This is a genomic window from Escherichia sp. E4702 (assembly GCF_963883545.1).
GTDB lineage: Bacteria > Pseudomonadota > Gammaproteobacteria > Enterobacterales > Enterobacteriaceae > Escherichia.
Genome location: NZ_CAWORF010000014.1, coordinates 1 through 25,981, shown reverse-complemented (window position 1 = coordinate 25,981; position 25,981 = coordinate 1). Strand labels below are relative to the sequence as shown.

22 protein-coding genes and 2 pseudogenes are annotated in these 25,981 nt (G+C 52.3%); 9 read left to right on the top strand and 15 right to left on the bottom strand.

Annotated elements, in window-relative coordinates; genetic code table 11:
- Nucleotides 1–6: 6 nt before the first annotated feature.
- The 7 genes from yegI to AACU94_RS06035 all read right to left on the bottom strand — a co-directional run bounded on the left by yegI (nucleotide 7) and on the right by AACU94_RS06035 (nucleotide 4,625).
- Nucleotides 7–1,947: a protein kinase YegI gene (gene yegI, locus AACU94_RS06065; protein ID WP_135489108.1), complete on the bottom strand. Its 1,941-nt coding sequence runs from the start codon at nucleotides 1,945–1,947 to the stop codon at nucleotides 7–9.
- Nucleotides 1,944–2,705 (bottom strand): PP2C family serine/threonine-protein phosphatase, encoded by a 762-nt coding sequence (locus tag AACU94_RS06060; protein WP_135489107.1) that lies wholly within the window; start codon nucleotides 2,703–2,705, stop codon nucleotides 1,944–1,946. The genes yegI and AACU94_RS06060 overlap by 4 nt, the downstream gene beginning before the upstream one ends.
- Nucleotides 2,702–3,361, bottom strand: coding sequence for a vWA domain-containing protein (locus AACU94_RS06055; RefSeq protein ID WP_130257562.1), 660 nt, complete (start codon nucleotides 3,359–3,361; stop codon nucleotides 2,702–2,704). Before AACU94_RS06055 ends, AACU94_RS06060 begins: the two co-directional genes overlap by 4 nt.
- A 220-nt stretch (nucleotides 3,362–3,581) precedes the next feature.
- Nucleotides 3,582–3,641 (bottom strand): type I toxin-antitoxin system toxin IbsA, encoded by a 60-nt coding sequence (gene ibsA, locus AACU94_RS06050; RefSeq protein WP_010723109.1) that lies wholly within the window; start codon nucleotides 3,639–3,641, stop codon nucleotides 3,582–3,584.
- Between the two features lie 271 nt (nucleotides 3,642–3,912).
- Nucleotides 3,913–3,969: a type I toxin-antitoxin system Ibs family toxin gene (locus AACU94_RS06045; RefSeq protein WP_012767742.1), complete on the bottom strand. Its 57-nt coding sequence runs from the start codon at nucleotides 3,967–3,969 to the stop codon at nucleotides 3,913–3,915.
- Between the two features lie 271 nt (nucleotides 3,970–4,240).
- Nucleotides 4,241–4,297 (bottom strand): type I toxin-antitoxin system Ibs family toxin, encoded by a 57-nt coding sequence (locus AACU94_RS06040; protein ID WP_100249772.1) that lies wholly within the window; start codon nucleotides 4,295–4,297, stop codon nucleotides 4,241–4,243.
- 271 nt (nucleotides 4,298–4,568) lie between these two features.
- The gene (locus tag AACU94_RS06035) at nucleotides 4,569–4,625 is read right to left on the bottom strand and encodes a type I toxin-antitoxin system Ibs family toxin (RefSeq protein WP_106907789.1); all 57 of its coding nucleotides are present in this window, start codon (nucleotides 4,623–4,625) and stop codon (nucleotides 4,569–4,571) included.
- A gap of 279 nt (nucleotides 4,626–4,904) precedes the next feature.
- Here AACU94_RS06035 and mdtA point away from each other — a divergent pair, with 279 nt between their 5' ends.
- The 9 genes and pseudogenes from mdtA (at nucleotide 4,905) to yegS (ending at nucleotide 19,322) form a co-directional block, all read left to right on the top strand.
- A complete protein-coding gene (mdtA, locus tag AACU94_RS06030; RefSeq protein WP_135489106.1) occupies nucleotides 4,905–6,152 on the top strand; it encodes a multidrug efflux RND transporter subunit MdtA in 1,248 nt (415 codons plus the stop codon).
- Nucleotides 6,152–9,273, top strand: a pseudogene (gene mdtB, locus AACU94_RS06025) (multidrug efflux RND transporter permease subunit MdtB). The gene mdtA and the pseudogene mdtB overlap by 1 nt, the downstream one beginning before the upstream one ends.
- Nucleotides 9,274–12,350, top strand: a pseudogene (gene mdtC, locus AACU94_RS06020) (multidrug efflux RND transporter permease subunit MdtC).
- Complete coding sequence (locus AACU94_RS06015) at nucleotides 12,351–13,766, top strand: MFS transporter (protein WP_135489105.1); 1,416 nt, start codon at nucleotides 12,351–12,353, stop codon at nucleotides 13,764–13,766.
- A complete protein-coding gene (gene baeS / locus AACU94_RS06010; protein ID WP_130219356.1) occupies nucleotides 13,763–15,166 on the top strand; it encodes a two-component system sensor histidine kinase BaeS in 1,404 nt (467 codons plus the stop codon). Before AACU94_RS06015 ends, baeS begins: the two co-directional genes overlap by 4 nt.
- On the top strand, nucleotides 15,163–15,885 hold the full coding sequence (gene baeR, locus AACU94_RS06005; protein WP_130219354.1) for a two-component system response regulator BaeR: 723 nt from the start codon (nucleotides 15,163–15,165) through the stop codon (nucleotides 15,883–15,885). The genes baeS and baeR overlap by 4 nt, the downstream gene beginning before the upstream one ends.
- 243 nt (nucleotides 15,886–16,128) lie before the next feature.
- Nucleotides 16,129–16,461 (top strand): YegP family protein, encoded by a 333-nt coding sequence (locus AACU94_RS06000; RefSeq protein WP_064526966.1) that lies wholly within the window; start codon nucleotides 16,129–16,131, stop codon nucleotides 16,459–16,461.
- Between the two features lie 343 nt (nucleotides 16,462–16,804).
- Nucleotides 16,805–18,166, top strand: a complete 1,362-nt coding sequence (gene trhP / locus AACU94_RS05995) for a prephenate-dependent tRNA uridine(34) hydroxylase TrhP (protein WP_135489104.1) — start codon at nucleotides 16,805–16,807, stop codon at nucleotides 18,164–18,166.
- A gap of 256 nt (nucleotides 18,167–18,422) precedes the next feature.
- Nucleotides 18,423–19,322, top strand: a complete 900-nt coding sequence (gene yegS, locus AACU94_RS05990; RefSeq protein ID WP_135489103.1) for a lipid kinase YegS — start codon at nucleotides 18,423–18,425, stop codon at nucleotides 19,320–19,322.
- Nucleotides 19,323–19,403: 81 nt separating this feature from the next.
- On the opposite strand, the gene AACU94_RS05985 is transcribed toward yegS, so the two are convergent.
- From AACU94_RS05985 to AACU94_RS05950, 8 genes are all read right to left on the bottom strand, one after another.
- Nucleotides 19,404–20,177, bottom strand: a complete 774-nt coding sequence (locus tag AACU94_RS05985; RefSeq protein WP_205712905.1) for a DeoR/GlpR family DNA-binding transcription regulator — start codon at nucleotides 20,175–20,177, stop codon at nucleotides 19,404–19,406.
- 105 nt (nucleotides 20,178–20,282) lie between these two features.
- Nucleotides 20,283–21,323, bottom strand: coding sequence for a galactitol-1-phosphate 5-dehydrogenase (gene gatD / locus AACU94_RS05980; RefSeq protein ID WP_135489102.1), 1,041 nt, complete (start codon nucleotides 21,321–21,323; stop codon nucleotides 20,283–20,285).
- A gap of 48 nt (nucleotides 21,324–21,371) precedes the next feature.
- Nucleotides 21,372–22,727: a PTS galactitol transporter subunit IIC gene (locus AACU94_RS05975; RefSeq protein ID WP_130219344.1), complete on the bottom strand. Its 1,356-nt coding sequence runs from the start codon at nucleotides 22,725–22,727 to the stop codon at nucleotides 21,372–21,374.
- A gap of 3 nt (nucleotides 22,728–22,730) precedes the next feature.
- Nucleotides 22,731–23,015, bottom strand: coding sequence for a PTS galactitol transporter subunit IIB (gatB, locus tag AACU94_RS05970; protein ID WP_023154833.1), 285 nt, complete (start codon nucleotides 23,013–23,015; stop codon nucleotides 22,731–22,733).
- 30 nt (nucleotides 23,016–23,045) lie between these two features.
- On the bottom strand, nucleotides 23,046–23,498 hold the full coding sequence (gene gatA / locus AACU94_RS05965; RefSeq protein WP_130221844.1) for a PTS galactitol transporter subunit IIA: 453 nt from the start codon (nucleotides 23,496–23,498) through the stop codon (nucleotides 23,046–23,048).
- Nucleotides 23,499–23,507: 9 nt separating this feature from the next.
- Entirely contained in the window at nucleotides 23,508–24,770 is a 1,263-nt protein-coding gene (gene gatZ, locus AACU94_RS05960; protein WP_135489101.1) for a tagatose-bisphosphate aldolase subunit GatZ, read from the bottom strand.
- A gap of 28 nt (nucleotides 24,771–24,798) precedes the next feature.
- Complete coding sequence (gene gatY / locus AACU94_RS05955; RefSeq protein WP_135489248.1) at nucleotides 24,799–25,653, bottom strand: tagatose-bisphosphate aldolase subunit GatY; 855 nt, start codon at nucleotides 25,651–25,653, stop codon at nucleotides 24,799–24,801.
- 54 nt (nucleotides 25,654–25,707) lie between these two features.
- Nucleotides 25,708–25,981: hypothetical protein (locus AACU94_RS05950; RefSeq protein WP_205713092.1), on the bottom strand; the 274-nt coding region annotated here is incomplete at its 5' end.

The window sequence follows — 25,981 nt, the reverse complement described above, 5'->3', positions numbered from 1 at the left end:
ACTGGCTCAGCAACGGCTTAAATCTGCCTGCGCCTGAGCCAATTTTTCTGCCGCCTGACGTAACGGTTCCATCAACGGCATGGTCCGCGCTGGAGCATGAAGGCGGAATCGCTGCAACTCTGTCGCTCCGACAGTCAACGCCGATTCCAGCCGATGTCGTTTGGCGGCCATTTTCGCCATTACCGCTTGTCTGTCTGCTGGCGTTACCGCTTCATTCGGCCTGAACACAAAACGGCGTTCGCAACTCGCTTTCCAGTCGATAACTGCCTGGGTCAGATGGTCGCCAAACCCTTTCACTTGCTTAACGCCACGACGGGTAACATCTGCCGCTGTTTCAATACCAAATGACCGTAACGCCGCTTTACGCGCAGGGCCAACGCCGGGAATAGAGGCAACATCAATAAAAAATCCCTCCAGAAACTTCTGCTTCTGCCGTTCCCTTGCGGTGTCATGAAGTGCTGCCAGAGCGCGTTTCTTTTCTTCCGGTAAACCGAGAATTTCGTCCTTCATTTTTTCTAGCATCGCCCGTTTGGCGATAAAACCTTCCAGCCCGCCCAACTGTTGGATCTGGCTGACTAAATGGTCATAGTCCATTTTCGCGCGATTAAATGCCTCACGGCGTTGCTGGATTTCTGCTTTGTACGCTTTGCTTGTCAGACTGCCAATAATCCAGATAGCCGCCAACACAGGAACCAAAATAATATAACGCGGTTCTGCCTGAAGGCCGCAAAGCAACAGCGATAACGCTGACAGTGCGATCTCAATCAGAATGATGTATTCGCACCGTAACAGGCCTAAAGGAAGCGGCCTACCCCCAGGTTGGAAATGATCGGGTAATGGCAGTTGCAATGCTGGCGGTGCTACTGACGACGTTACCATCGCCCAGACTTTCGCCAGCACAAAATCACCGCCGGGGGTAATGACCTCTTCGCCGAGATCAATAAAATAGATAACGCCTTGATTATCCAGCGCACACCACGGGCAGTCAGTCAAATGAGCGGGATAAACATGCATTGCCGAAACGGTACATTTCTTTAACTGTTGGCGTAGAGAATCCAGTGCTGCTACCCACGCTTTAGCCGTCGGACGCGCGGTTGCCACGCCACTTTCCGTGAACGCCTGCTGAAACATTGCTTCAACATCACCCGGTAACATCGATAGCGGAATAGATCGTGGCGGCGGTTTTAAGCCACGTCGCTGATTGTCTGACGCGTAGGCATAACGGAAATGGGCAATATCCGTCTCCAGCGCATTACCCGCTTCAGAGATAAGCGGCACACCGGAATAAGGATGACGCCCACCAAACAAGACGTGAAAAATCAGCAACGCAAGGCCAAAATTATCGTGATTCTCTGTGCGTTCAAAGCCAACAAATGACGGTAAGGTTTGCAGCTCTGGCGGCGTAAAATGCGACACGCCGACTTCGCATAAATGCAGTGTGCCATTGGCGTTAATCTGAAAGGAGTCGCTATCAATCAACACCACTTTGCTGTCACGACCTACCATGAAGCTGTTCTGGTTTACGTCACCTACGACGTGCCCGTGCTCGTGAACCGTAGCAAAAGATGAAGCAATATTGCGCGCAACATAGAGTAGAAAATCCCACGCACAATGAGGGTAACTCTGGCGACGATGTGCCGGGCTATAGATCATATGAATCGGTTCCTTACCAGAAACTTTTGGCATCATAAAACCGATAACTTTTCCGCCTCGTCCGCCGTGAAGCGTTGCCTGCGGCCAGGCGACATAATTCAGCAACTGTGCATCGGCTGTCGCAGCCATAAAGGCAAGTTTGTCCTGTTTTAAGGCGGGTGGCGGTGTGTGATAAATTTTGGCGACGCTATCGACAAACTCCTCGATATCATAAACCGCGCCTTCGCCACCTTTGCCCAGTTCACGGCCTGGCGTAACGCACTCACCAGTAGCAGTATATAAAGTGGTTTTCATGGTAACCACATAGCCAGTGCCAACGTTTTATCATCATCGGTACGCTCATTTACCGCCGGGCTGGACAAAAACTGCTTTAACAACTCAGGTAATAAATTGAGTTGTTCCTGCGTTGCTGACGCCAGTCCATTGAAAAACGGGGTAAAGAAAGGCACGTGCGGAGAATTATCCAGCATATTTAACGCCAGTCGCTGAATGCCATCCGTAAATGCTGCAACTTTGTGCGCACGCTCAGTGCTGGTGAAAGTTTCAAGTCTGGAAACGGCATCTTCATCGGTAATGAAGTGCGTCATATTGGCATATTCACCTGCCATCGGCGTAAGCGGCAATTGCAGACCATGACCAAAATCTACCACCACGCCGCCATCGCCAATCTGCATAATCAAGGTGCCATTAGCCGATGAAATCAATCCCAAAAACGTGCAGGCAAAATCGCGAACTGCTAATTCTTTGGCTTCCGCCTCGGCAAAAAGTCGCTGACGAACGGCCAGCACAATATCCGTAGCGAGGACATCATTGAGCCCCAATTCCCCACCCTGCACTTTTTGCGACATATAAGCCATCGCTTCATTGACGGCGAGCATCGCGCCTTCGCCCCCCTGCGAGACGCTTCCCGCACCATCAGCAAGAAACATCACCAGTAATGGTTGCTGGTCGTTTAACCAGGCAACCTGCATCTGGCAGGCATCCTGGCAAGGCAAATCAACGCTGATGTGCGACGTTCCGACGGCTGATGCATAGACCAGACGCCAGGTCACACTGACGTCCAGCCTTTTGGTGCTTCCAGTACAACTTCCGTTCCCGGCGTGGAGCGGGAAACCGAACGTAACGAACTGGATAACCAGCTAAACAGTTCACGGAATTGTAATCCCTGCAATGGCAAAGGCTGACGGACGCTGATTTGGGCCAGCGTCTTCATATCCGCCCCCTGAACACCGATGGTAAAGAAGGCAAACTTTTTATCTTCTTCCCCCTGAAACACTTTGTTGGCGGCACTCTGCCACTCATCAGTTGGTGCACCATCGGTGATCAGGAAAATCCACGGACGATAATACGAAATGCCATTTGCGCGGTACTCACGTTTCCGCTCTTCAACCATATCCAGGGCTTTGGTAATGGCGGCGCCCATTGGCGTATCGCCCTGAGCAAACAGGATAGGTGGGAAAAAATTAGCGGCGCTGGTAAAGGGTTGTTCCACATGCACCGGGCCGAACGTCACAATGCCGAGTTCCACTCTTTTTAAAGCCAGCGGATCGGCAAGCAGCTCATCGCGAAAGGTAACCAATCCGGCGTTAAGTTCATTAATGGGTCTGCCGCTCATCGAGCCAGAAACATCCAGCAGCAAAATGCAGGGGCAACGTGGTTCCGGGTTACTGGCAAAATCGCTGGTGGCAAACGTGATTTGTTCGCTCATAAGAAATCCTTTCTTAGAGAATTATTGAGGTCCGGTATCATACCGACTGCAATAATGAAATAAGAGCAAACGAAGACATTTTCAGAATTAGGCCCGGCGGCGTAGATAATTTTGCTATTCGCCTCGCAAGAACGGAGAGCCGTCGATTGACACTAAGGGCGGAGTGACATAATTTCAGGAGTGAGGGTTAGGGAGAGGTTTCCCCCTCCCCCTGGTGTTCTTAGTAAGCCTGGAAGCTAATCACTAAGAGTATCACCAGTATGATGACGTGCTTCATCATAACCCTTTCCTTTTTTAACCCCTCTTCTCCGGGAGAGGGTATCCCGTTTCAGCATCCCGCTGAAATCGTCGGCTTACCTCCTTTCGCCATGCACGTAGTCTATCGCTAACGCGTGAACAAAATAGTTTCCCATGTGATTATTGCGTAACGTCTCGCAAAGAATATTTGCTGGCAGGATCGCAGACTGCAAAGTCTGCGGATTGACAATCTGACCGTGAAGGCATACTTTCAGGAGTGAGGGTAGAGCGGGGTTTCCCCCGCCCTGGTAGTCTTAGTATGCTGGGTAGCTAATCACTAAGAGCACCACGATGATGAGTATCTTCATCATGACCCTTTCCTTATTTAAGGCCCCTTCCTCGGGAGGGGCTTTCCCGTTTCAGCATCCCGCTGAAATCGTCGGCTTACCTCCTTTCGCCATGCATGCAGTCTATCGCTGACTTGCGGATAAAATAGTTTCCAGTGTGATTATTGCGTAACGTCTCGCAAAGAATATTTGCTGGCAGGATCGCAGAGGGCAAAGCCTGCAGATTGACAATCTAACCGTGAAGGCATACTTTCAGGAATGAGGGTAGAGCGGGGTTTCCCCCGCCCTGGTAGTCTTAGTAAGCTGGCCAGCTAATGACTAAGAGCACCACGATGATGAGTAGCTTCATCATGACCCTTTCCTTATTTAAGGCCCCTTCCTCGGGAGGGGCTTTCCCGTTTCAGCATCCCGCTGAAATCGTCGTTTTATCTCCTTTCGCCATGCATGCAGTCTATCGCTGACTCGCGGATAAAATAGTTTCACCAGTGATTATTGCGTAACGTCTCGCAAAGAATATTTGCTGGCAGGATCGCAGACTGCAAAGTCTGCGGATTGACAATCTGACAGTGAAGGCATACTTTCAGGAGTGAGGGTAGAGCGGGGTTTCCCCCGCCCTGGTAGTCTTAGTAAGCCGGTAAGCTAATCACTAAGAGCACCACGATGATGATCCACTTCATCATGACCCTTTCCTTATTTAAGGCCCCTTCCTCGGGAGGGGCTTTCCCGTTTCAGCGTCCCGCTGAAATCGTCGGGTTACCTCCTTATTGCCATGTACGCAGTCTATCGCTAACCTGCGAATAAAATAGTTTCCTGTGTCATTACTGGATGCATGCTCGCAAAGCGCACCGTCATTCAGACGATTCCCGAAACTGTTTCATAATTCCTCCATTTTTCGCCCTTATTGGCTGGCTACACTAGTATCATTCCGCGAAACGTTTCAGGAAGAGAAACTCTTAACGATGAAAGGCAGTTATAAATCCCGTTGGGTAATCGTAATCGTGGTGGTTATCGCCGCCATCGCCGCATTCTGGTTCTGGCAAGGCCGCAATGAATCCCAGAGCGCAGCCCCAGGTGCGACGAAACAAGCACAGCAATCGCCAGCGGGTGGTCGCCGTGGTATGCGTTCCGGCCCATTAGCCCCGGTTCAGGCGGCGACCGCCGTAGAACAGGCAGTTCCGCGTTACCTCACCGGGCTTGGCACCATTACCGCCGCTAATACCGTTACGGTGCGTAGCCGCGTGGACGGTCAACTGATGGCGTTACATCTCCAGGAAGGCCAGCAGGTCAAAGCAGGCGATTTACTGGCAGAAATTGACCCCAGCCAGTTCAAAGTTGCATTAGCACAAGCCCAGGGCCAACTGGCAAAAGATAAAGCCACGCTTGCCAACGCCCGCCGTGATCTGGCGCGTTATCAGCAACTGGCAAAAACCAATCTCGTCTCCCGTCAGGAGCTGGATGCCCAACAGGCGCTGGTCAGTGAAACCGAAGGCACCATTAAGGCTGATGAAGCAAGCGTCGCCAGCGCACAGCTGCAACTCGACTGGAGCCGTATTACCGCACCAGTCGATGGCCGCGTTGGTCTCAAGCAGGTTGATGTTGGTAACCAAATCTCCAGTGGCGACACCACCGGGATTGTGGTGATCACCCAGACGCATCCTATCGATTTAGTCTTTACCCTGCCGGAAAGCGATATCGCTACCGTTGTGCAGGCGCAAAAAGCCGGAAAACCGCTGGTGGTAGAAGCCTGGGATCGCACTAACTCGAAGAAATTAAGTGAAGGCACGCTGTTAAGTCTCGATAACCAAATCGATGCCACTACCGGTACGATTAAAGTGAAAGCACGCTTTAATAATCAGGATGATGCGCTGTTTCCCAATCAGTTTGTTAACGCGCGCATGTTAGTCGACACCGAACAAAACGCCGTGGTGATCCCCACCGCCGCCCTGCAAATGGGCAATGAAGGCCATTTTGTCTGGGTGCTGAATAGCGAAAACAAGGTCAGCAAACATCTGGTGACGCCGGGCATTCAGGACAGTCAGAAAGTGGTGATCCGCGCAGGTATTTCTGCGGGCGACCGCGTAGTGACGGATGGCATTGATCGTCTGACCGAAGGAGCGAAAGTGGAAGTGGTGGAAGCCCAGAGCGCCACCGCACCGGAAGAGAAAGCCACCAGCCGCGAATACGCGAAAAAAGGAGCGCGCTCCTGATGCAGGTGTTACCTCCGAGCAGCACAGGCGGCCCGTCGCGCCTGTTTATTATGCGTCCTGTCGCCACCACGCTGCTGATGGTGGCGATCTTACTCGCCGGGATTATCGGTTATCGCGCCCTGCCCGTTTCGGCGTTGCCGGAAGTGGACTATCCGACTATTCAGGTGGTTACACTCTACCCTGGCGCCAGCCGGATGTGATGACCTCTGCCGTTACCGCGCCGCTCGAACGCCAGTTCGGGCAGATGTCCGGCCTGAAACAAATGTCATCGCAAAGTTCCGGCGGTGCGTCGGTTATCACTTTGCAGTTCCAGCTAACATTGCCGCTGGATGTCGCCGAGCAGGAAGTGCAGGCCGCGATTAACGCTGCGACCAACTTGTTGCCGAGCGATCTGCCTAACCCGCCGGTTTACAGCAAAGTGAACCCGGCAGATCCGCCGATCATGACGCTCGCCGTCACCTCAACCGCCATGCCGATGACGCAAGTGGAAGATATGGTGGAAACCCGCGTCGCGCAGAAAATCTCGCAGATTTCCGGTGTCGGCCTGGTGACGCTTTCCGGCGGGCAGCGTCCGGCTGTTCGCGTCAAACTTAACGCTCAGGCGATTGCCGCCCTCGGCCTGACCAGCGAAACCGTGCGAACCGCCATTACCGGTGCTAACGTTAACTCGGCAAAAGGTAGCCTCGACGGCCCTTCCCGTGCGGTCACGCTTTCCGCTAACGACCAGATGCAATCCGCCGAAGAGTATCGCCAGCTAATCATCGCCTACCAGAACGGCGCGCCGATTCGTCTGGGCGATGTCGCAACTGTAGAGCAAGGTGCAGAAAACAGCTGGCTCGGCGCGTGGGCGAACAAAGAACAGGCCATTGTGATGAATGTTCAGCGCCAGCCCGGTGCTAACATTATCTCCACCGCCGACAGCATCCGGCAGATGCTGCCACAGCTCACCGAGAGTCTGCCGAAATCGGTGAAGGTGACGGTACTTTCTGACCGTACCACCAATATCCGCGCATCCGTCGATGATACTCAGTTTGAATTGATGATGGCTATCGCGCTGGTAGTAATGATTATCTACCTGTTTTTGCGCAATATTCCGGCGACCATCATTCCCGGCGTCGCGGTGCCGCTGTCGTTAATCGGCACCTTCGCGGTCATGGTGTTTCTCGATTTTTCAATCAATAACCTGACGCTGATGGCGTTAACTATCGCCACCGGATTCGTGGTCGATGACGCCATCGTGGTGATCGAAAATATTTCCCGCTATATCGAAAAAGGCGAAAAACCGTTGGCGGCGGCGCTCAAGGGCGCGGGTGAAATCGGCTTTACCATTATCTCGCTGACCTTCTCACTGATTGCGGTGTTGATCCCCCTGCTGTTTATGGGCGATATCGTCGGGCGACTGTTCCGCGAATTTGCCATTACTCTGGCAGTCGCGATTTTGATCTCAGCCGTGGTGTCGCTGACCCTGACACCGATGATGTGCGCGCGGATGCTCAGCCAGGAGTCGCTGCGTAAACAGAACCGCTTCTCCCGTGCCTCGGAGAAAATGTTCGACGGGATAATCGCCGCCTATGGTCGTGGACTGGCGAAAGTGCTGAATCATCCGTGGCTGACCTTAAGCGTGGCGCTCAGCACGCTGCTGCTTAGCGTACTGCTGTGGGTGTTCATTCCGAAAGGCTTCTTCCCGGTACAGGACAACGGCATTATTCAGGGCACTTTGCAGGCGCCGCAATCCAGCTCCTTTGCCAATATGGCCCAGCGGCAACGCCAGGTCGCGGATGTGATTTTGCAGGATCCGGCGGTGCAAAGCCTGACCTCGTTTGTTGGCGTTGATGGCACTAACCCGTCGCTGAACAGTGCGCGTTTACAGATCAACCTCAAACCGTTGGATGAACGTGATGATCGGGTGCAAAAAGTCATCGCCCGTCTGCAAACGGCGGTAGATAAAGTGCCGGGCGTCGATCTCTTCCTGCAACCAACGCAGGACCTGACTATTGATACTCAGGTCAGCCGCACCCAGTACCAGTTTACCTTGCAGGCCACGTCACTGGATGCGCTCAGTACCTGGGTGCCGCAGCTCATGGAAAAACTCCAGCAGCTGCCACAGCTTTCTGATGTCTCCAGCGACTGGCAGGACAAAGGGCTGGTGGCGTATGTCAATGTTGATCGCGACAGCGCCAGCCGTCTGGGGATCAGCATGGCGGACGTCGATAACGCCCTGTACAACGCGTTTGGTCAGCGGCTGATTTCCACTATTTATACTCAGGCTAACCAGTATCGCGTAGTGCTGGAGCACAACACCGAAAATACTCCTGGGCTTGCGGCGCTGGATACTATTCGCCTGACCAGCAGCGACGGCGGCGTGGTGCCGCTAAGCTCAATTGCCAAAATTGAGCAGCGTTTTGCGCCGCTTTCCATCAACCATCTGGATCAGTTCCCGGTAACGACTATCTCCTTTAACGTGCCGGATAACTATTCGCTGGGCGATGCGGTGCAGGCGATTATGGACACCGAGAAGACGCTGAATCTGCCGGTGGATATCACCACACAGTTCCAGGGCAGCACCCTCGCCTTCCAGTCGGCGCTGGGCAGCACTGTCTGGCTGATTGTCGCGGCGGTGGTGGCGATGTATATCGTGCTCGGCATTCTGTACGAGAGCTTTATTCACCCCATCACCATTCTCTCGACGCTACCCACCGCAGGGGTCGGCGCACTGCTGGCATTAATGATTGCCGGAAGTGAGCTGGATGTGATTGCGATTATCGGCATTATTTTGCTGATCGGTATTGTGAAGAAGAACGCCATCATGATGATCGACTTCGCGCTGGCTGCTGAGCGCGAGCAAGGCATGTCGCCGCGCGATGCAATCTACCGGGCTTGTCTGTTGCGTTTTCGTCCGATCCTGATGACCACTCTGGCGGCACTGCTTGGCGCGCTGCCGCTGATGTTGAGTACCGGGGTCGGCGCGGAACTACGTCGTCCGTTAGGTATCGGCATGGTCGGCGGTCTGGTTGTCAGCCAGGTGCTGACGCTGTTTACCACGCCGGTGATTTATCTACTGTTCGACCGCCTGGCATTGTGGACCAAAAGCCGCTTTGCTCGTCATGAAGAGGAGGCGTAAGTGAAGTTTTTTGCCCTCTTCATTTACCGCCCGGTGGCGACGATTTTACTGTCGGTTGCCATTACCCTGTGCGGCATACTGGGCTTCCGTATGCTGCCGGTCGCCCCGCTGCCGCAGGTCGATTTTCCGGTGATTATGGTCAGCGCCTCGCTGCCCGGTGCATCGCCAGAGACAATGGCGTCTTCCGTTGCCACGCCGCTGGAACGTTCGCTTGGGCGCATTGCCGGAGTCAGCGAAATGACCTCCAGCAGTTCGCTCGGCAGCACGCGCATTATTTTGCAGTTTGATTTTGACCGGGATATCAACGGCGCGGCGCGCGATGTGCAAGCGGCGATCAACGCCGCGCAAAGTTTGCTGCCCAGCGGGATGCCAAGCCGTCCGACCTATCGCAAAGCGAACCCGTCGGATGCGCCAATTATGATCCTGACGCTAACCTCCGATACTTATTCGCAAGGTGAACTGTACGATTTCGCCTCAACACAGCTTGCCCCGACGATTGCGCAAATCGACGGTGTCGGTGATGTCGATGTCGGCGGCAGCTCACTGCCCGCCGTGCGCGTCGGACTGAATCCGCAGGCGCTGTTTAATCAGGGAGTCTCGCTGGACGATGTTCGCACCGCCATCAGCAATGCCAACGTGCGTAAACCGCAGGGGGCGCTGGAAGATGGCACTCACCGCTGGCAGATCCAGACCAATGATGAGCTAAAAACCGCCGCTGAATATCAGCCGTTGATTATTCATTACAACAACGGCGGCGCGGTTCGTCTGGGTGATGTGGCGACGGTGACAGACTCGGTGCAGGATGTGCGCAACGCCGGGATGACCAACGCCAAACCGGCTATTTTGCTGATGATCCGCAAGCTGCCGGAAGCCAATATTATCCAGACGGTTGACAGCATCCGGGCAAAATTACCGGAGTTGCAGGAGACCATTCCGGCGGCGATTGATCTGCAAATTGCCCAGGATCGCTCCCCCACCATTCGCGCCTCGCTGGAAGAAGTCGAGCAAACGCTGATTATCTCGGTGGCGCTGGTGATTCTGGTGGTGTTTTTATTCCTGCGCTCGGGTCGCGCCACTATTATTCCCGCCGTTGCGGTGCCGGTTTCGCTGATTGGTACGTTTGCGGCGATGTACCTGTGCGGATTCAGTCTCAATAACCTGTCGTTAATGGCGCTCACCATTGCTACTGGTTTCGTGGTGGATGACGCCATCGTGGTGCTGGAGAACATTGCCCGTCATCTGGAAGCGGGGATGAAACCGCTACAGGCCGCGCTACAAGGTACTCGCGAAGTCGGCTTTACGGTGCTGTCGATGAGTCTGTCACTGGTGGCGGTGTTCCTGCCGCTGCTGTTGATGGGCGGATTGCCGGGTCGCCTGTTACGCGAGTTTGCCGTGACGCTTTCTGTCGCCATTGGTATTTCGTTGCTGGTTTCCCTGACGCTAACGCCGATGATGTGCGGCTGGATGCTGAAAGCCAGCAAGCCGCGCGAGCAAAAGCGACTGCGTGGTTTTGGTCGCATGTTGGTTGCTCTGCAACAAGGCTACGGCAAGTCGCTGAAATGGGTGCTCAATCATACCCGTCTGGTGGGCGTGGTGCTGCTTGGTACTATCGCGCTCAATATCTGGCTGTATATCTCGATCCCGAAAACCTTCTTCCCGGAGCAGGACACCGGCGTGTTGATGGGCGGGATACAGGCGGATCAGAGTATTTCGTTTCAGGCAATGCGCGGTAAGTTGCAGGATTTCATGAAAATTATCCGTGACAATCCGGCAGTGGATAATGTCACCGGCTTTACCGGCGGTTCGCGGGTGAACAGCGGGATGATGTTTATCACTCTCAAGCCACGCGATGAACGCAGCGAAACGGCGCAGCAAATTATCGACCGTCTGCGCGTGAAGCTCGCAAAAGAGCCAGGAGCGAATCTGTTCCTGATGGCGGTACAGGATATTCGCGTTGGCGGGCGTCAATCGAACGCCAGCTATCAGTACACGTTGCTGTCCGATGACCTGGCGGCATTGCGCGAATGGGAGCCGAAAATTCGCAAAAACTGGCAACGTTGCCGGAACTGGCGGACGTGAACTCCGATCAGCAGGATAACGGCGCGGAGATGAATCTGGTTTACGACCGCGACACCATGGCACGGCTCGGAATCGACGTGCAAGCCGCCAACAGTCTGTTAAATAACGCCTTCGGTCAGCGGCAAATCTCGACCATTTACCAGCCGATGAACCAATACAAAGTGGTGATGGAAGTGGATCCGCGCTATACCCAGGACATCAGCGCGCTGGAAAAAATGTTCGTTATCAATAACGAAGGCAAAGCGATCCCGCTGTCGTATTTCGCTAAATGGCAACCGGCGAACGCTCCGCTGTCGGTGAATCATCAGGGATTATCGGCAGCGTCGACCATCTCGTTCAACCTGCCGACCGGAAAATCGCTCTCGGACGCCAGTGCGGCGATCGATCGCGCAATGACCCAGCTTGGTGTGCCTTCGACCGTGCGCGGCAGTTTTGCCGGAACAGCGCAGGTGTTCCAGGAGACGATGAACTCACAGGTGATCCTGATTATCGCCGCCATCGCCACGGTGTATATCGTGCTGGGAATGTTGTACGAGAGCTACGTGCACCCGCTGACGATTCTCTCCACCCTGCCCTCGGCGGGCGTCGGGGCGTTGCTGGCGCTGGAGCTGTTCAATGCCCCGTTCAGCCTAATCGCCCTGATAGGGATCATGCTATTAATCGGCATCGTGAAGAAAAACGCCATTATGATGGTCGATTTTGCGCTTGAAGCCCAACGGCACGGTAACCTGACGCCGCAGGAAGCTATTTTCCAGGCCTGCCTGCTGCGTTTTCGCCCGATTATGATGACTACCCTGGCGGCGCTGTTTGGCGCGCTGCCGCTGGTATTGTCGGGCGGTGACGGCTCGGAGCTGCGGCAACCCCTAGGGATCACCATTGTCGGCGGTCTGGTAATGAGCCAGCTTCTGACGCTGTATACCACGCCGGTGGTGTATCTCTTTTTCGACCGTCTGCGGCTGCGTTTTTCGCGTAAACCTAAACAAACGGTAACCGAGTAAATGACAGATCTTCCCAACAGCACCCGCTGGCAATTGTGGATTGTGGCTTTCGGCTTCTTTATGCAGTCGCTGGACACCACCATCGTAAACACCGCCCTTCCCTCAATGGCGCAAAGCCTCGGGGAAAGTCCGCTACATATGCACATGGTCATTGTCTCTTATGTGCTGACCGTGGCGGTGATGTTGCCTGCCAGCGGCTGGCTGGCGGACAAAGTCGGCGTGCGCAATATTTTCTTTACCGCCATCGTGCTGTTTACTCTCGGTTCACTGTTTTGCGCGCTTTCCGGCACGCTGAACGAACTGTTGCTGGCACGCGCGTTACAGGGCGTTGGCGGTGCGATGATGGTGCCGGTCGGCAGATTGACGGTGATGAAAATCGTACCGCGCGAGCAATATATGGCGGCGATGACCTTTGTCACTCTGCCCGGTCAGGTCGGCCCACTATTGGGTCCGGCGCTCGGCGGCCTGCTGGTGGAGTACGCGTCGTGGCACTGGATCTTTTTGATCAACATTCCAGTGGGAATTATCGGTGCGATCGCCACACTGATGTTAATGCCGAACTACACCATGCAGACGCGGCGCTTCGATCTCTCCGGCTTTTTATTGCTGGCGGTTGGCATGGCGGTATTAACGCTGGCGCTGGACGGCAGTAAAGGTACAGGACTGTCGCCGCTAACCATCGCCGTGCTGGTAGCGGTTGGCGTGGTGGCACTGGTGCTTTATCTGCTGCACGCCAGAAATAACCATCGCGCTCTTTTCAGTCTGAAACTGTTCCGCACTCGTACCTTTTCGCTGGGCCTGGCGGGGAGCTTTGCCGGACGTATCGGTAGCGGCATGTTGCCCTTTATGACGCCGGTTTTCCTGCAAATTGGCCTTGGTTTCTCACCGTTTCATGCCGGATTGATGATGATCCCGATGGTACTTGGCAGCATGGGGATGAAGCGAATTGTGGTGCAGGTGGTGAATCGCTTTGGTTATCGTCGGGTACTGGTGGCGACCACGCTGGGTCTGTCGCTGGTCACCCTGTTGTTTATGACTACCGCGCTGCTGGGCTGGTACTACGTTTTGCCGTTCGTTCTGTTTTTACAAGGAATGGTCAACTCGACGCGTTTCTCCTCCATGAACACCCTGACGCTGAAAGATCTCCCGGACAATCTGGCGAGCAGCGGCAACAGTCTGCTGTCGATGATTATGCAATTGTCGATGAGTATCGGGGTCACCATCGCCGGGCTGTTGCTGGGACTTTTTGGTTCGCAGCATGTCAGCGTCGACAGCGGCACCACACAAACTGTCTTTATGTACACCTGGCTTAGTATGGCGTTTCTTATCGCCCTTCCGGCGTTCATCTTTGCCAGAGTGCCGAACGATACGCATCAAAATGTAGCTATTTCGCGGCGCAAAAGGAGCACTGAATGAAGTTCTGGCGGCCCGGTATTACCGGCAAACTTTTTCTGGCAATCTTCGCCACCTGCATCGTCTTGCTGATCACAATGCACTGGGCGGTACGTATTAGTTTTGAGCGTGGTTTTATTGATTACATCAAGCATGGTAATGAGCAACGGCTGCAAATGCTTGGCGACGCGCTTGGCGAGCAATACGCCCAGCACGGTAACTGGCGCTTTCTGCGTAATAACGATCGCTTCGTATTTCAGATCCTGCGTTCGCTTGAACACGATAGCAACGACGATAAGCCCGGCCCCGGTATGCCACCACACGGCTGGCGTACCCAGTTCTGGGTGGTCGATCAAAATAACAAAGTGCTGGTTGGCCCACGCGCACCCATTCCACCGGACGGCACACGGCGGCCCATTCTGGTCAATGGTGTGGAAGTCGGCGCGGTGATCGCTTCCCCCGTTGAACGCCTGACGCGCAACACCGATATCAATTTTGATAAGCAACAGCGGCAAACCAGCTGGCTGATTGTGGCGTTATCTACTTTATTAGCGGCGCTGGCGACATTTCCACTGGCACGCGGTTTGCTGGCACCGGTAAAACGGTTAGTTGACGGCACGCACAAACTGGCGGCGGGCGATTTCACCACTCGCGTGACGCCCACCAGCGAAGATGAACTGGGGAAACTGGCACAAGACTTCAACCAGCTCGCCAGCACGCTGGAGAAAAACCAGCAAATGCGCCGCGATTTTATGGCCGATATTTCTCACGAACTGCGTACGCCATTAGCGGTGCTGCGCGGTGAACTGGAAGCCATTCAGGATGGCGTGCGTAAATTCACGCCGGAGACGGTGGCGTCTTTACAGGCGGAGGTCGGCACACTGACCAAACTGGTTGACGATCTCCATCAGTTGTCGATGTCTGATGAAGGCGCTCTCGCCTATCAAAAAGCACCGGTAGATTTGATCCCACTGCTGGAAGTGGCGGGCGGCGCATTTCGCGAACGATTCGCCAGCCGTGGCCTGAAACTGCAATTTTCCCTGCCAGACAGCATTACCGTATTTGGCGATCGCGACCGTTTAATGCAGTTATTCAATAACTTACTGGAAAACAGCCTGCGCTACACCGACAGCGGCGGCAGCCTGAAAATCTCTGCCGAGCAGCACGATAAAACGGTGCGCCTGACCTTTGCCGACAGCGCGCCGGGCGTCAGTGATGATCAGCTGCAAAAACTGTTTGAGCGTTTTTATCGCACCGAAGGTTCCCGCAACCGTGCCAGCGGCGGTTCCGGGCTGGGGCTGGCGATTTGCGTTAACATCGTTGAAGCGCATAATGGCCGCATTCTTGCCGCCCATTCGCCTTTTGGCGGGCTAAGCATTACAGTAGAATTACCGCTGGAACGAGATTTACAGGGAGAAGCATGACCGAGTTACCCATTGACGAAAACACGCCACGCATTTTAATCGTGGAAGATGAACCCAAGCTGGGGCAGTTGCTCATTGATTATCTGCGTGCCGCGAGCTACGCGCCAATACTTATCAGCCACGGCGATCAGGTACTGCCGTACGTGCGCCAGACGCCGCCGGATCTGATCCTGTTGGATCTGATGTTGCCAGGCACCGATGGTCTGACGCTGTGCCGGGAAATTCGTCGTTTTTCCGATGTCCCAATTGTGATGGTGACGGCGAAAATCGAAGAGATCGACCGCCTGCTGGGGCTGGAAATTGGTGCTGATGACTATATCTGCAAGCCGTACAGCCCGCGTGAAGTAGTGGCGCGCGTCAAAACCATTTTGCGCCGCTGCAAACCGCAGCGCGAGTTGCAGCAACAGGATGCCGAAAGTCCGTTGATTATCGACGAAGGTCGTTTTCAGGCTTCATGGCGTGGCAAAATGCTTGACCTGACGCCTGCGGAATTTCGTCTGCTGAAAACGCTCTCCCATGAACCGGGTAAAGTATTCTCCCGCGAGCAATTGCTCAATCATCTTTACGACGACTACCGCGTGGTAACCGACCGAACTATCGACAGCCACATTAAAAACCTGCGTCGCAAGCTGGAATCTCTCGATGCCGAGCAGTCATTTATCCGTGCCGTTTACGGTGTCGGTTACCGTTGGGAAGCTGACGCCTGCCGTATTGTTTAGCCTGTTCCTTTTAATGGCAGTCTCAAACTACAACGCGAACCGTTCCGTCGCCCACTGAGTATTATTACCCTCTCTGAAAAAGAGAGGGATAAAGCCGTGCTCGTATTCAGATTTCAGCATATTTATCAGTAATCTCCCCCATGCATTAGAGGGTATTCCCCTGATTGGCAACCACCTGAATATCACCCATACTTAAATCGTTACATACTGTTTTCGATACGCAATTTCAAGCAAGGAGTCAATATGGCTGGTTGGTTTGAACTTAATAAGAGCAGTGATAATCAGTTCCGTTTTGTGTTAAAAGCGGGGAACGGAGAAACCATTCTCACAAGCGAATTGTATGCCTCAAAAGCCTCTGCGGAAAAGGGCATCGCCTCGGTACAAAGCAACAGTCCGCAGGATGAACGCTATGAGAAAAAGACGGCGAGCAACGGCAAGTTTTATTTCAATCTGAAAGCGGCCAATCATCAGATAATTGGCTCCAGCCAGATGTATGCTACCGCTCAATCACGCGAAGTCGGAATTGCCTCTGTAAAAACCAATGGCGTAAGCCAGACGGTGAAAGATAAGACTTAATCATTGTGCCGGGCGCAGATGACGCGCCCGGCTTTATTTCTAATAAACACTGGCTTATTGATGCTAAGGATCAATCCTCGCCATTAAAATAATGGGAGGATAAGTTTCATATTCGGCGAAAGAATTTTTATTCTTCTTTTTGAACGCCACGTTATTTATTTCCTGCAAGTGCCGAAGAAATTATCGTTATTCGCATCCTTACCAAAACCAGGAGACGACCAGACATTTGCACTGGAGCCAACCCCACCGATTGCGCTACAATGCCCGCCCTTAAAGTGGGGACACGCCCCTAACCGCTTCATCAGGTGAAGCGGATCTGACCTGTCATCAGAACGAGAGAATTATGTTTAAACCGGAACTCCTTTCCCCGGCGGGAACGCTGAAAAATATGCGTTACGCTTTCGCTTATGGCGCAGATGCTGTTTATGCGGGCCAGCCGCGTTACTCCCTGCGTGTGCGCAACAACGAATTCAACCACGAAAATCTTCAGCTCGGCATCAATGAAGCCCATGCGCTGGGGAAAAAGTTTTATGTCGTGGTCAACATTGCGCCGCACAACGCTAAGCTGAAAACCTTTATCCGTGACCTGAAACCGGTAGTGGAAATGGGGCCGGATGCGCTGATTATGTCCGATCCTGGGCTGATTATGCTGGTGCGTGAGCACTTCCCTGAAATGCCGATCCACCTTTCCGTGCAGGCTAACGCCGTAAACTGGGCGACGGTAAAATTCTGGCAGCAAATGGGCCTGACCCGCGTGATCCTCTCCCGTGAACTATCACTGGAAGAGATTGAAGAGATCCGCAATCAGGTGCCGGATATGGAGCTCGAAATCTTCGTTCACGGCGCACTGTGCATGGCCTACTCCGGTCGCTGCCTGCTCTCTGGTTATATCAACAAACGCGACCCGAACCAGGGCACCTGCACCAACGCCTGCCGCTGGGAGTACAACGTCCAGGAAGGTAAAGAAGATGACGTCGGCAACATCGTACACAAATACGAGCCGATTCCGGTGCAAAACGTTGAACCGACGCTGGGTATCGGCGCGCCAACCGACAAAGTGTTTATGATCGAAGAGGCCCAGCGTCCGGGTGAGTATATGACCGCGTTTGAAGACGAACACGGCACTTACATCATGAACTCGAAAGATCTGCGCGCTATCGCCCACGTTGAACGCCTGACCAAAATGGGCGTGCATTCGCTGAAAATCGAAGGCCGCACCAAATCTTTCTACTATTGTGCACGCACCGCGCAGGTTTATCGTAAAGCTATCGATGATGCCGCTGCGGGCAAACCGTTCGACACCAGCCTGCTGGAGACGCTGGAAGGTCTGGCGCATCGCGGCTATACCGAAGGTTTCCTGCGTCGCCATACGCATGATGATTATCAGAACTACGAATACGGTTATTCCGTTTCTGACCGCCAGCAGTTTGTTGGTGAGTTTACCGGTGAGCGTAAAGGCGACCTCGCGGCGGTAGCGGTTAAAAACAAATTCTCCGTTGGCGACAGCCTTGAGCTGATGACTCCACAGGGCAATATCAACTTTACCCTTGAGCATATGGAAAACGCCAAAGGCGAAGCGATGCCGGTTGCGCCGGGCGATGGTTATACTGTGTGGATCCCGGTCCCGCAGGATCTCGCACTGAACTACGCGCTGCTGATGCGTAATTTCTCTGGGGAAACCACGCGTAACCCGCACGGCAAGTGATTAATTTCAAGTATTTTTCCCAGATAGAAAATTCTTAGAAACCGATCACATACAGCTGCATTTATTAAGGTTATCATCCGTTTCGCTGAAAAACATAACCCATAAAATGCTAGCTGTACCAGGAACCACCTCCTTAGCCTGTGTAATCTCCCTTACGCAGGCTTATTTTTTGCACTACGACTTTCATCCTGTTCTGACTCCACCTTCTCTTTTCTGCTCTACACTTTCTAAAGATCAATAATAAAGGCATACGACGATGGCTGATTTTCCCGCCAGTTTGCTGATTCTTAACGGCAAAAGTGCTGACAATGAAACATTGCGCGAGGCGATTATGCTGTTGCGTGAGGAAGGAATAACGATCCATGTACGGGTCACCTGGGAGAAAGGTGATGCCGCGCGTTTTGTGACTGAAGCGTGCCAACTTGGCGTCGCGACGGTGATAGCAGGCGGTGGTGATGGCACCATTAATGAAGTCTCCACGGCGTTGATTCAGTGTGAAGGCGATGACATTCCTGCTTTGGGGATTTTGCCGCTAGGTACAGCGAATGATTTCGCCACCAGCGTGGGGATCCCTGAGGCGCTGGATAAGGCGTTGAAACTGGCGATTGCCGGTAACGCTATTGCGATTGATATGGCGCAGGTCAACAAACAAACCTGTTTTATCAACATGGCGACGGGCGGATTTGGTACGCGCATCACCACGGAAACGCCAGAGAAATTAAAAGCCGCGCTGGGTGGCGTCTCTTACATCATTCACGGCTTAATGCGCATGGATACACTGCAACCGGATCGCTGCGAAATCCGTGGTGAAAATTTTCACTGGCAAGGCGATGCGCTGGTTATTGGTATTGGCAACGGGCGTCAGGCCGGTGGCGGTCAGCAACTATGCCCAAATGCGCTGATCAATGATGGTTTGTTACAACTGCGTATTTTCACTGGCGATGAAATTCTTCCAGCTCTCTTCTCAACCTTAAAACCTGACGAAGAAAACCCGAATATTATTGATGGCGCTTCAGCATGGTTCGAGATACAAGCACCGCATGAAATCACCTTTAATCTGGATGGCGAACCGTTGAGTGGACAAAACTTTCATATTGAAATACTTCCGGCGGCGCTGCGTTGTCGATTACCACCGGATTGTCCGTTATTGCGTTAATCAAATTATTCTCTCTTGAATTAGGGAAAATCAGTTATGCCGGATGCGGTGTAAACACCTTATCCGGCCTACAGAACAATACTACACCGTAATTAATTTCACCCGTGTCTTCTGCAATGCCAGTTTATCGACCTCTGATACGGCATCATCGGTAATAATAATATCGATTTTTTCGATTGGCAGTACCTGATTAAATCCACGACGGTTAAATTTTGTTGAGTCGAGAACTGCGATAACTTTATTCGCCGCTGTCACCATAGCACCGCTAACGGAATAACCTTCATTAAAGGTCGTAATACCATTAACCGCATCAATCCCATCAGCACCCACAAACATTAAATCGGCATTAATATCCTGCAGGGAACGTTCAGCAATAGATCCATGCATAGATCGCGTTTTATGGCGCACCGTACCACCACAAACCACCAAAGTGATGTCTTTATTTTCAGAAAGGGCAAATGCAGCAGGAAGGCTATTGGTGATCACCGTGATATTTTTAGCAGTCATTAACCCTTCAGCGATAAGCATTGTCGTACTTCCGCTATCGAGGATAACCGTCATGCCTTCGTGGATCATTTTTACTGCCGCCTGCGCAATTCTGTTTTTCGGTGCGCTGGCTAACTGAAATCGCTCTTTAAACCCGACTTCCTGCGCCTCGGTTTCACTATTACCGGACATTATTTTTGCCGCACCGCCATGAAAGCGCGTGACCACGCCTTTTTGTTCGAGAAAGCGCAAATCGGCTCGAATTGTCGCTTCCGATGCAGCAAATATTCCCGCCAGATCCTGAACAAGCACGGTTCCCTGTTCATTCACTAATTGGATGATCTTATTCCTTCGCTCGAATGAATTCATCGTCATTTACCCATATTCAATTGTGACTAGTGTAAACGAAGGGGGACCATTGGTGAATGATCTGTTTTGCACAATACCGGGCCAGCATCACGCTGGCCCACGGTTTCAGGGAATGAGCAACACTTTACCCGGCATGGTATTGCGAGCGATGTCACGCACCGACTGGGCGAAGCTTTCAAAGCTTCCACGGTGAGCGATTAATGGCTCCAGGCTCAACTTACGTTCTGTCAGCAACCGGCTCGCCGTTTCCCACTCCTGCCCAGGCCACGGGCTGGAGTAGTTCATCCAACTGCCGATAACCGTCAGCTCTTTACGCAATATTTTGCCAAATGTCGCGGATGTTAAATGCAGATCCTGATGTAACGTTCCCACCAGTGCCAGTTGTGCGTGAGGCCCGGCGATTTCCACCCCCAGTTCGACGGTTTGCGGTACGCCTGCTGTCTCGAGGATAAGCTGGTTGAAGCGCAGTTCGCGTAAAACGCTCTGCATTTGCGCCGCGCTCATTTCGCTACTGTTAAATGTTTGCATAGCGCCGAAGGATTTTGCCAGTGCCAGTTTTTCTGGGCTAATGTCGATAGCCGTCACACTCTTTGCCCCCAACGCAACAGCGCACTGAATGGCCAGCAGGCCAATGGTTCCGGCACCAATAATAATAACGTTTTTATTCTCACAACCTTGCGCTAAATGGAAAGCATGCAGGCCAACGGTAATCGGTTCAATAAAAGCCCCATCCTCAATAGGCATATCCGCGGGTAGTGCAAAGACATTTTTTCGCTTAACGACAATATATTCGGCAAATCCACCATCACGTCGCGAACCAATAAAATCATATTTCGCACACTGGGAATAAAACCCTTTCAGACACTCCGGGCAATTAAAACAGGGTAATAACGGCACACAGGCAACTGCATCGCCAGGTTGTAAATCATCAACACCGGTTCCCACCGCATCAATATAGCCACTAAATTCATGGCCTAACGTTATTGGATAATAATGTGCACCATTTTTAAAAATTCTGGGCAAATCGGAACCACATACCCCCGAGCTGGCAATTTTTACCCGCACCTCATCCTGATGATTAATTTCAGGAATAACTCTTTCTGCAACGCGCACGATACCATCAGTATCATTCACCACTGATTTCATAAAAACTCCTGATTTGTTAAGGGGGATATTCTCCCCCTCAGGTAAAAATTATTCTGCGATAGCGGCTTTCTCTTGTTTGGTAAAGCCGCGCGCTCTACGCCAGGTCATGAAAATACCGGTGAGATAAATGGCGCCGATAATAATGAAACCGGGAATATTTTGCGGGGAGAAAACCTGAATCAATAACCAGGTAATGGGAGAACCGCCCTGATCCATCGAAGCCACCATACCTCCGGCTTTTAATGCGCCCGCATTGGCAGCCAGTTGAGTGTGCAGACCAATAGTTTGCGTCGCAATCCACAGGGTGATGCTCATAATGATGACGCCCGAGATTAAGGTGCGGAACAGGTTTCCACGATGCACGGCGACTGCCATCGCCACAAAGAAGCCGATAGTTGCAAGATCGCCAAACGGCAGCACCTGATTACCCGGAACACAAACAGCAATCAAAATGGTGAGCGGGATAAAAATCAGGCTTGCCGATACTACCGCCGTATGCCCCAGCAGCAATGCCGGATCAAGGCCAATCAGGAACTCCTGACCGCCGAACTTCGCCTGCAAACGGCTGCGAGCCTGCTTCGCAATAGGTGTTAAGCCATCCATGATGGGTTTAATCACCCGTGGCATCAGCAGCATGACTGCCGCCGTTTTTACCGCCAGTTGCAATACACCTTTGACATCGTAACCCGCGAGGATGCCGATAATCAGCCCCATCACAAAACCCACGGTGACAGGTTCGCCAAAAGGACCAAATTTGCGCTGAATATCGTCGGCGCTAAATTTAATTCGGTTAACGCCAGGGATTTTCTCGATAATGGCATCCACCAGTACCGCGATGGGTCCCAGATACGCCGACGTACCGTGCGGAATAGCAATGCCTTCCAGCTCAAAGAAATCACGGGTATCGCGAGCAAACCAGTCGCCGAGCTTATAAACAAACGCCGCGTGAATTACCACACCCGCCATCCCAATCATCCATGAACCGGTTGCCAGATGCAGCAACGCGCCGGTGAAGGTCATATGCCAGATGTTCCAGATATCAACATTTACCACCCGCGTCATACGGGTCAGTAGCATTGCCACGTTAACCAGAATCGCAATCGGAATCGCCACCAGCGCGATTTGCGACGCCCAGGTCATTGGAGATGATCCCGGCCAGCCGACATCGACCACATGCAGATTCAGGTCGAAATTTTCCGCCATCGCTTTCGCCGCCGGGCCAATGGAATCCAGCATTAAGCCAATCACCAGGCCAATGCCCACAAAGCCAATCCCGATATGCAGACCCGCTTTAAAGCAATCGCCTGCCTTCATGCCTAATATTTTAGAAAAAATAATGATGACAATCGGCAGCATCACCGTAGGGCCGAGGTCGAGAATATAACGCATGACTTCTGAAAACATAGGTCACCCCTGTAAGATAGTCAGAATTTTATTTTGTAATGCTTCGATACCGACACCAGAAATAAAAGGCATGCCGTGAACTAACGGAATATCGCCAAAACTACGGTCCACCCTGGCAGTGGTGCATATCAAATGCACACCATCCATATAGGTTTCTATTTCATTAACCCGACACTGGATTAATTCAACAGGAATATTATGATTCTGACACAACTCTTTAATTTCTTCCGCCGCCATCGTAGAGGTCGCAACCGCGCCTCCGCAAGCGACAATAATCTTGCGTTTCATAAATAGTCCTTTTTATTGTTACAGAGGGATTTATTCGTCTGAATCTAAAACATACTTTGTGAAGTATTCCTTTAACTGGGTTTCAGGAAGAGTAATTAGTGTCTCGACAATATCGGGCTGTTGTAACTTGCCAAATAAACAGCGTAAAAGTTTCAATTGCTGCTGCGGATTTTCCACAATCAACGCAATAACCAACGATACCGCCACGTCGTTATCATCATCCGCTTGCTGAAAATGAACTTTATTTGTTGGCCTTAACAGATAAATGGCTGACGACTTAGCATGAATCGCCTCACAATGCGGTATTGCAATGGCGTGCTGCTCAAGCATTATCCCGGTGGGAAATTCCGCCTCTCTGGCAATTAATGCCTGCGGCCAGGAGTCATGAACTACACCTTGCGCGACCATTTCATTGCCGATATGGGTCAGTGCTTCACTGCGATCGGCAAAAGAAATCCCGCTACGAACAAAGAGCTTTGTCATATGCCGTCCTTATTCCGCACAGCCGTAGCAATAGGCACGCAAAACATCATAAATTTTATCCATAATCAGCTGATGCGGTATTGCTGATAATTCCCCGGACTGAATGCGTTCAAATTGCTTAGGAAGATACTGACTAATCATGCCCAATGGGATGTCCACACCTTCCAGATTCGCCATCATCGTTTCGACGCTATTTTTAATCCGGTTATGCGGCCAGTAATAACGAATACGATCCGAAAGACTATAACGAATATCCAATAATGAATCGTTAAAACCCGTACGATAATATTTTTTCCAGTATTGCGGTTCGTCGAGCATCACTTCTTCGATTACCGCCAGGCAACCGCTGCGATTTTCGGGGGCAATAAGTTCCTTTTCAATTTGCGCCAGCGAAAATATCGCCTCGCGTAAAGCAAAGGTTAATGCCGGGCCGACTTTCAATATGGCAAAGTGATCGCGCACTAATTCCCGATAAGCCGTCCGGGTCTGGTAATCGGTAGAATGTGCTTCATAAACCATTTTGGTGTTGATTATCCATTCGGCCAGCGCCTGCGCTTCTTGCGGCTGATAATGGATAATATTGCTGTGATCAAATTCCACGCCTGGCTGCACCACAATGGCAATCACGCGTGTTAACGCCTCTGCCAGACCACGGGCAATAAAGGCCTTTTGATGCGTACGTAAAGTATTGGCGGCATCTTCAACCTGGGTGATGTGTACTGACTGAATGGCGCTGGCCTCACCGCCCGGAACCGGAACTTCGGTGCCTATGACATAGCTCAGTTGCTCACGCTGGCAATCTGTCGCCACACTTTCCGCAGCAAAGCAAAGCACAGCAGCTCGTTCCGCAACCGTTTCTGGCGCTAACGGTATGGGATCCCCCGCGCAGGACATTGACGCATCAAGGTGAATTTTACTGAATCCCGCACGAACATATGCTTTTACCAGCTCAATGGATTTTTCCATCGCCACATCTGACTTTTCCTGCTGCCAGCAGTTCGGCCCCAGATGGTCGCCGCCGAGAATAATACGCTCACGTGCAAATCCGACTTTATCGGCAATCGCGAAAACAAATTCGCGAAAGTCCGCCGGTGTCATTCCGGTATAACCGCCAAATTGATTGACCTGGTTTGACGTTGCTTCAATCAGCACTTTGCGCGTGCTGTTGCGATCAAATGCCAGCGCCGCTTCGATAACCAACGGATGTGCAGAACAGACTGAACATATGCCGATATGTTCACCAGCTTTATGCCGGGCAATTAACGTTTTCATGTTTTTTCCTTGTTAAATGGCAGGTGCGTTATGCCCTGCCCTCGCAGCCACAATCGGCAATCACTTTGCTCACCACATCGCGCATTGCAGATTTAGCCGACTGCAAATAATCCCGGGGATCGGTCGCTTCGGGGTGCTCGGTCAGGTAATTTTTTAACGCCTGCGAGAAGGCATTTTTCAGCTCCGTTGCAACGTTGATTTTGCATATCCCCAGTTTGATGGTTTGCCGAATATCCTTAGTCGATAATCCTGACGCGCCATGCAGCACCAGCGGTAAGTTCACCCACTGGCGAATGTTCTCCAGTCGAGAAAAATCCAGCGCCGGTGCGCTGGCGTACATACCGTGAGCCGTGCCGATGGCAACCGCCAGGGAATCAATCCCGGTTGCCTCGGCAAATTCCCGTGCCTGAACGGGGTTGGTGTACAACGCATCAGCTTCATTGACTTGCACATCATCTTCCTGGCCGCCCAGTTGCCCCAGCTCCGCTTCGACGCTGACATCAAAGCGATGGCAAAAATCCACCACTTCTTTAACCCGTGAAATATTTTGCGCATAAGGCAGATGCGAGGCGTCAATCATTACTGAGCGCACGCCGGAGCGGACTTTCTGAGCTATATCTTCAAAATTAGTGTGATGGTCGAGGTGAATCGCCAATGGATGGTGATATTGCTTCGCCATCGCACTGACCAGCGCCAACAGATTTTCTGTACCAGCATGAGTAAATGTACCGGGCGTTCCAGCGATAATGACCGGTGCCTGCAGGTTGGCAGCGGTTTCCACCACTACTTGCATCGTTTCGAGATTGTGAATATTGAATGCAGGAACCGCGTAACCGCCGCGCTGCGCGTTGTTCAGCATCTGCTTTGTCGATACCACGTACACTTTCATATCCTGTCGTTTGTTTTCGATTTCAAAACATAATGAAATTATTTGTTTTTAAATGTCGAGATAACGATCACAAAAACGACAATATGAAAACCAATACAGGAATGAAGGCAAAAAAACGGCCTCCCGATAGGGAAGCCGTAACAAAGTGCGCGTGTTTTTATGCCGGATGCGGCGTAAACGCCTTATCCGGCCTACGGGGCAGTGCTGTGTAGGCATGATAAGACGCTTCAGCGTCGCATCAGGCATGGGGGGCAGGATGCGGCGAGAACGCCTTTTCCGGCCCACGAGGTATTGCTGTGTAGGCATGATAAGACGCTTCAGC

Excerpts from the sequence above, each read along its gene's own strand:
- yegI (WP_135489108.1), bottom strand. The coding sequence starts at position 1,947 with ATGAAAACCACTTTATATACTGCTACTGGTGAGTGCGTTACGCCAGGC.
- AACU94_RS06055 (WP_130257562.1), bottom strand. The coding sequence starts at position 3,361 with ATGAGCGAACAAATCACGTTTGCCACCAGCGATTTTGCCAGTAACCCG.
- mdtA (WP_135489106.1), top strand. The coding sequence starts at position 4,905 with ATGAAAGGCAGTTATAAATCCCGTTGGGTAATCGTAATCGTGGTGGTT.
- AACU94_RS06015 (WP_135489105.1), top strand. The coding sequence starts at position 12,351 with ATGACAGATCTTCCCAACAGCACCCGCTGGCAATTGTGGATTGTGGCT.
- baeS (WP_130219356.1), top strand. The coding sequence starts at position 13,763 with ATGAAGTTCTGGCGGCCCGGTATTACCGGCAAACTTTTTCTGGCAATC.
- baeR (WP_130219354.1), top strand. The coding sequence starts at position 15,163 with ATGACCGAGTTACCCATTGACGAAAACACGCCACGCATTTTAATCGTG.
- AACU94_RS06000 (WP_064526966.1), top strand. The coding sequence starts at position 16,129 with ATGGCTGGTTGGTTTGAACTTAATAAGAGCAGTGATAATCAGTTCCGT.
- trhP (WP_135489104.1), top strand. The coding sequence starts at position 16,805 with ATGTTTAAACCGGAACTCCTTTCCCCGGCGGGAACGCTGAAAAATATG.
- yegS (WP_135489103.1), top strand. The coding sequence starts at position 18,423 with ATGGCTGATTTTCCCGCCAGTTTGCTGATTCTTAACGGCAAAAGTGCT.
- AACU94_RS05985 (WP_205712905.1), bottom strand. The coding sequence starts at position 20,177 with ATGAATTCATTCGAGCGAAGGAATAAGATCATCCAATTAGTGAATGAA.
- gatD (WP_135489102.1), bottom strand. The coding sequence starts at position 21,323 with ATGAAATCAGTGGTGAATGATACTGATGGTATCGTGCGCGTTGCAGAA.
- AACU94_RS05975 (WP_130219344.1), bottom strand. The coding sequence starts at position 22,727 with ATGTTTTCAGAAGTCATGCGTTATATTCTCGACCTCGGCCCTACGGTG.
- gatB (WP_023154833.1), bottom strand. The coding sequence starts at position 23,015 with ATGAAACGCAAGATTATTGTCGCTTGCGGAGGCGCGGTTGCGACCTCT.
- gatA (WP_130221844.1), bottom strand. The coding sequence starts at position 23,498 with ATGACAAAGCTCTTTGTTCGTAGCGGGATTTCTTTTGCCGATCGCAGT.
- gatZ (WP_135489101.1), bottom strand. The coding sequence starts at position 24,770 with ATGAAAACGTTAATTGCCCGGCATAAAGCTGGTGAACATATCGGCATA.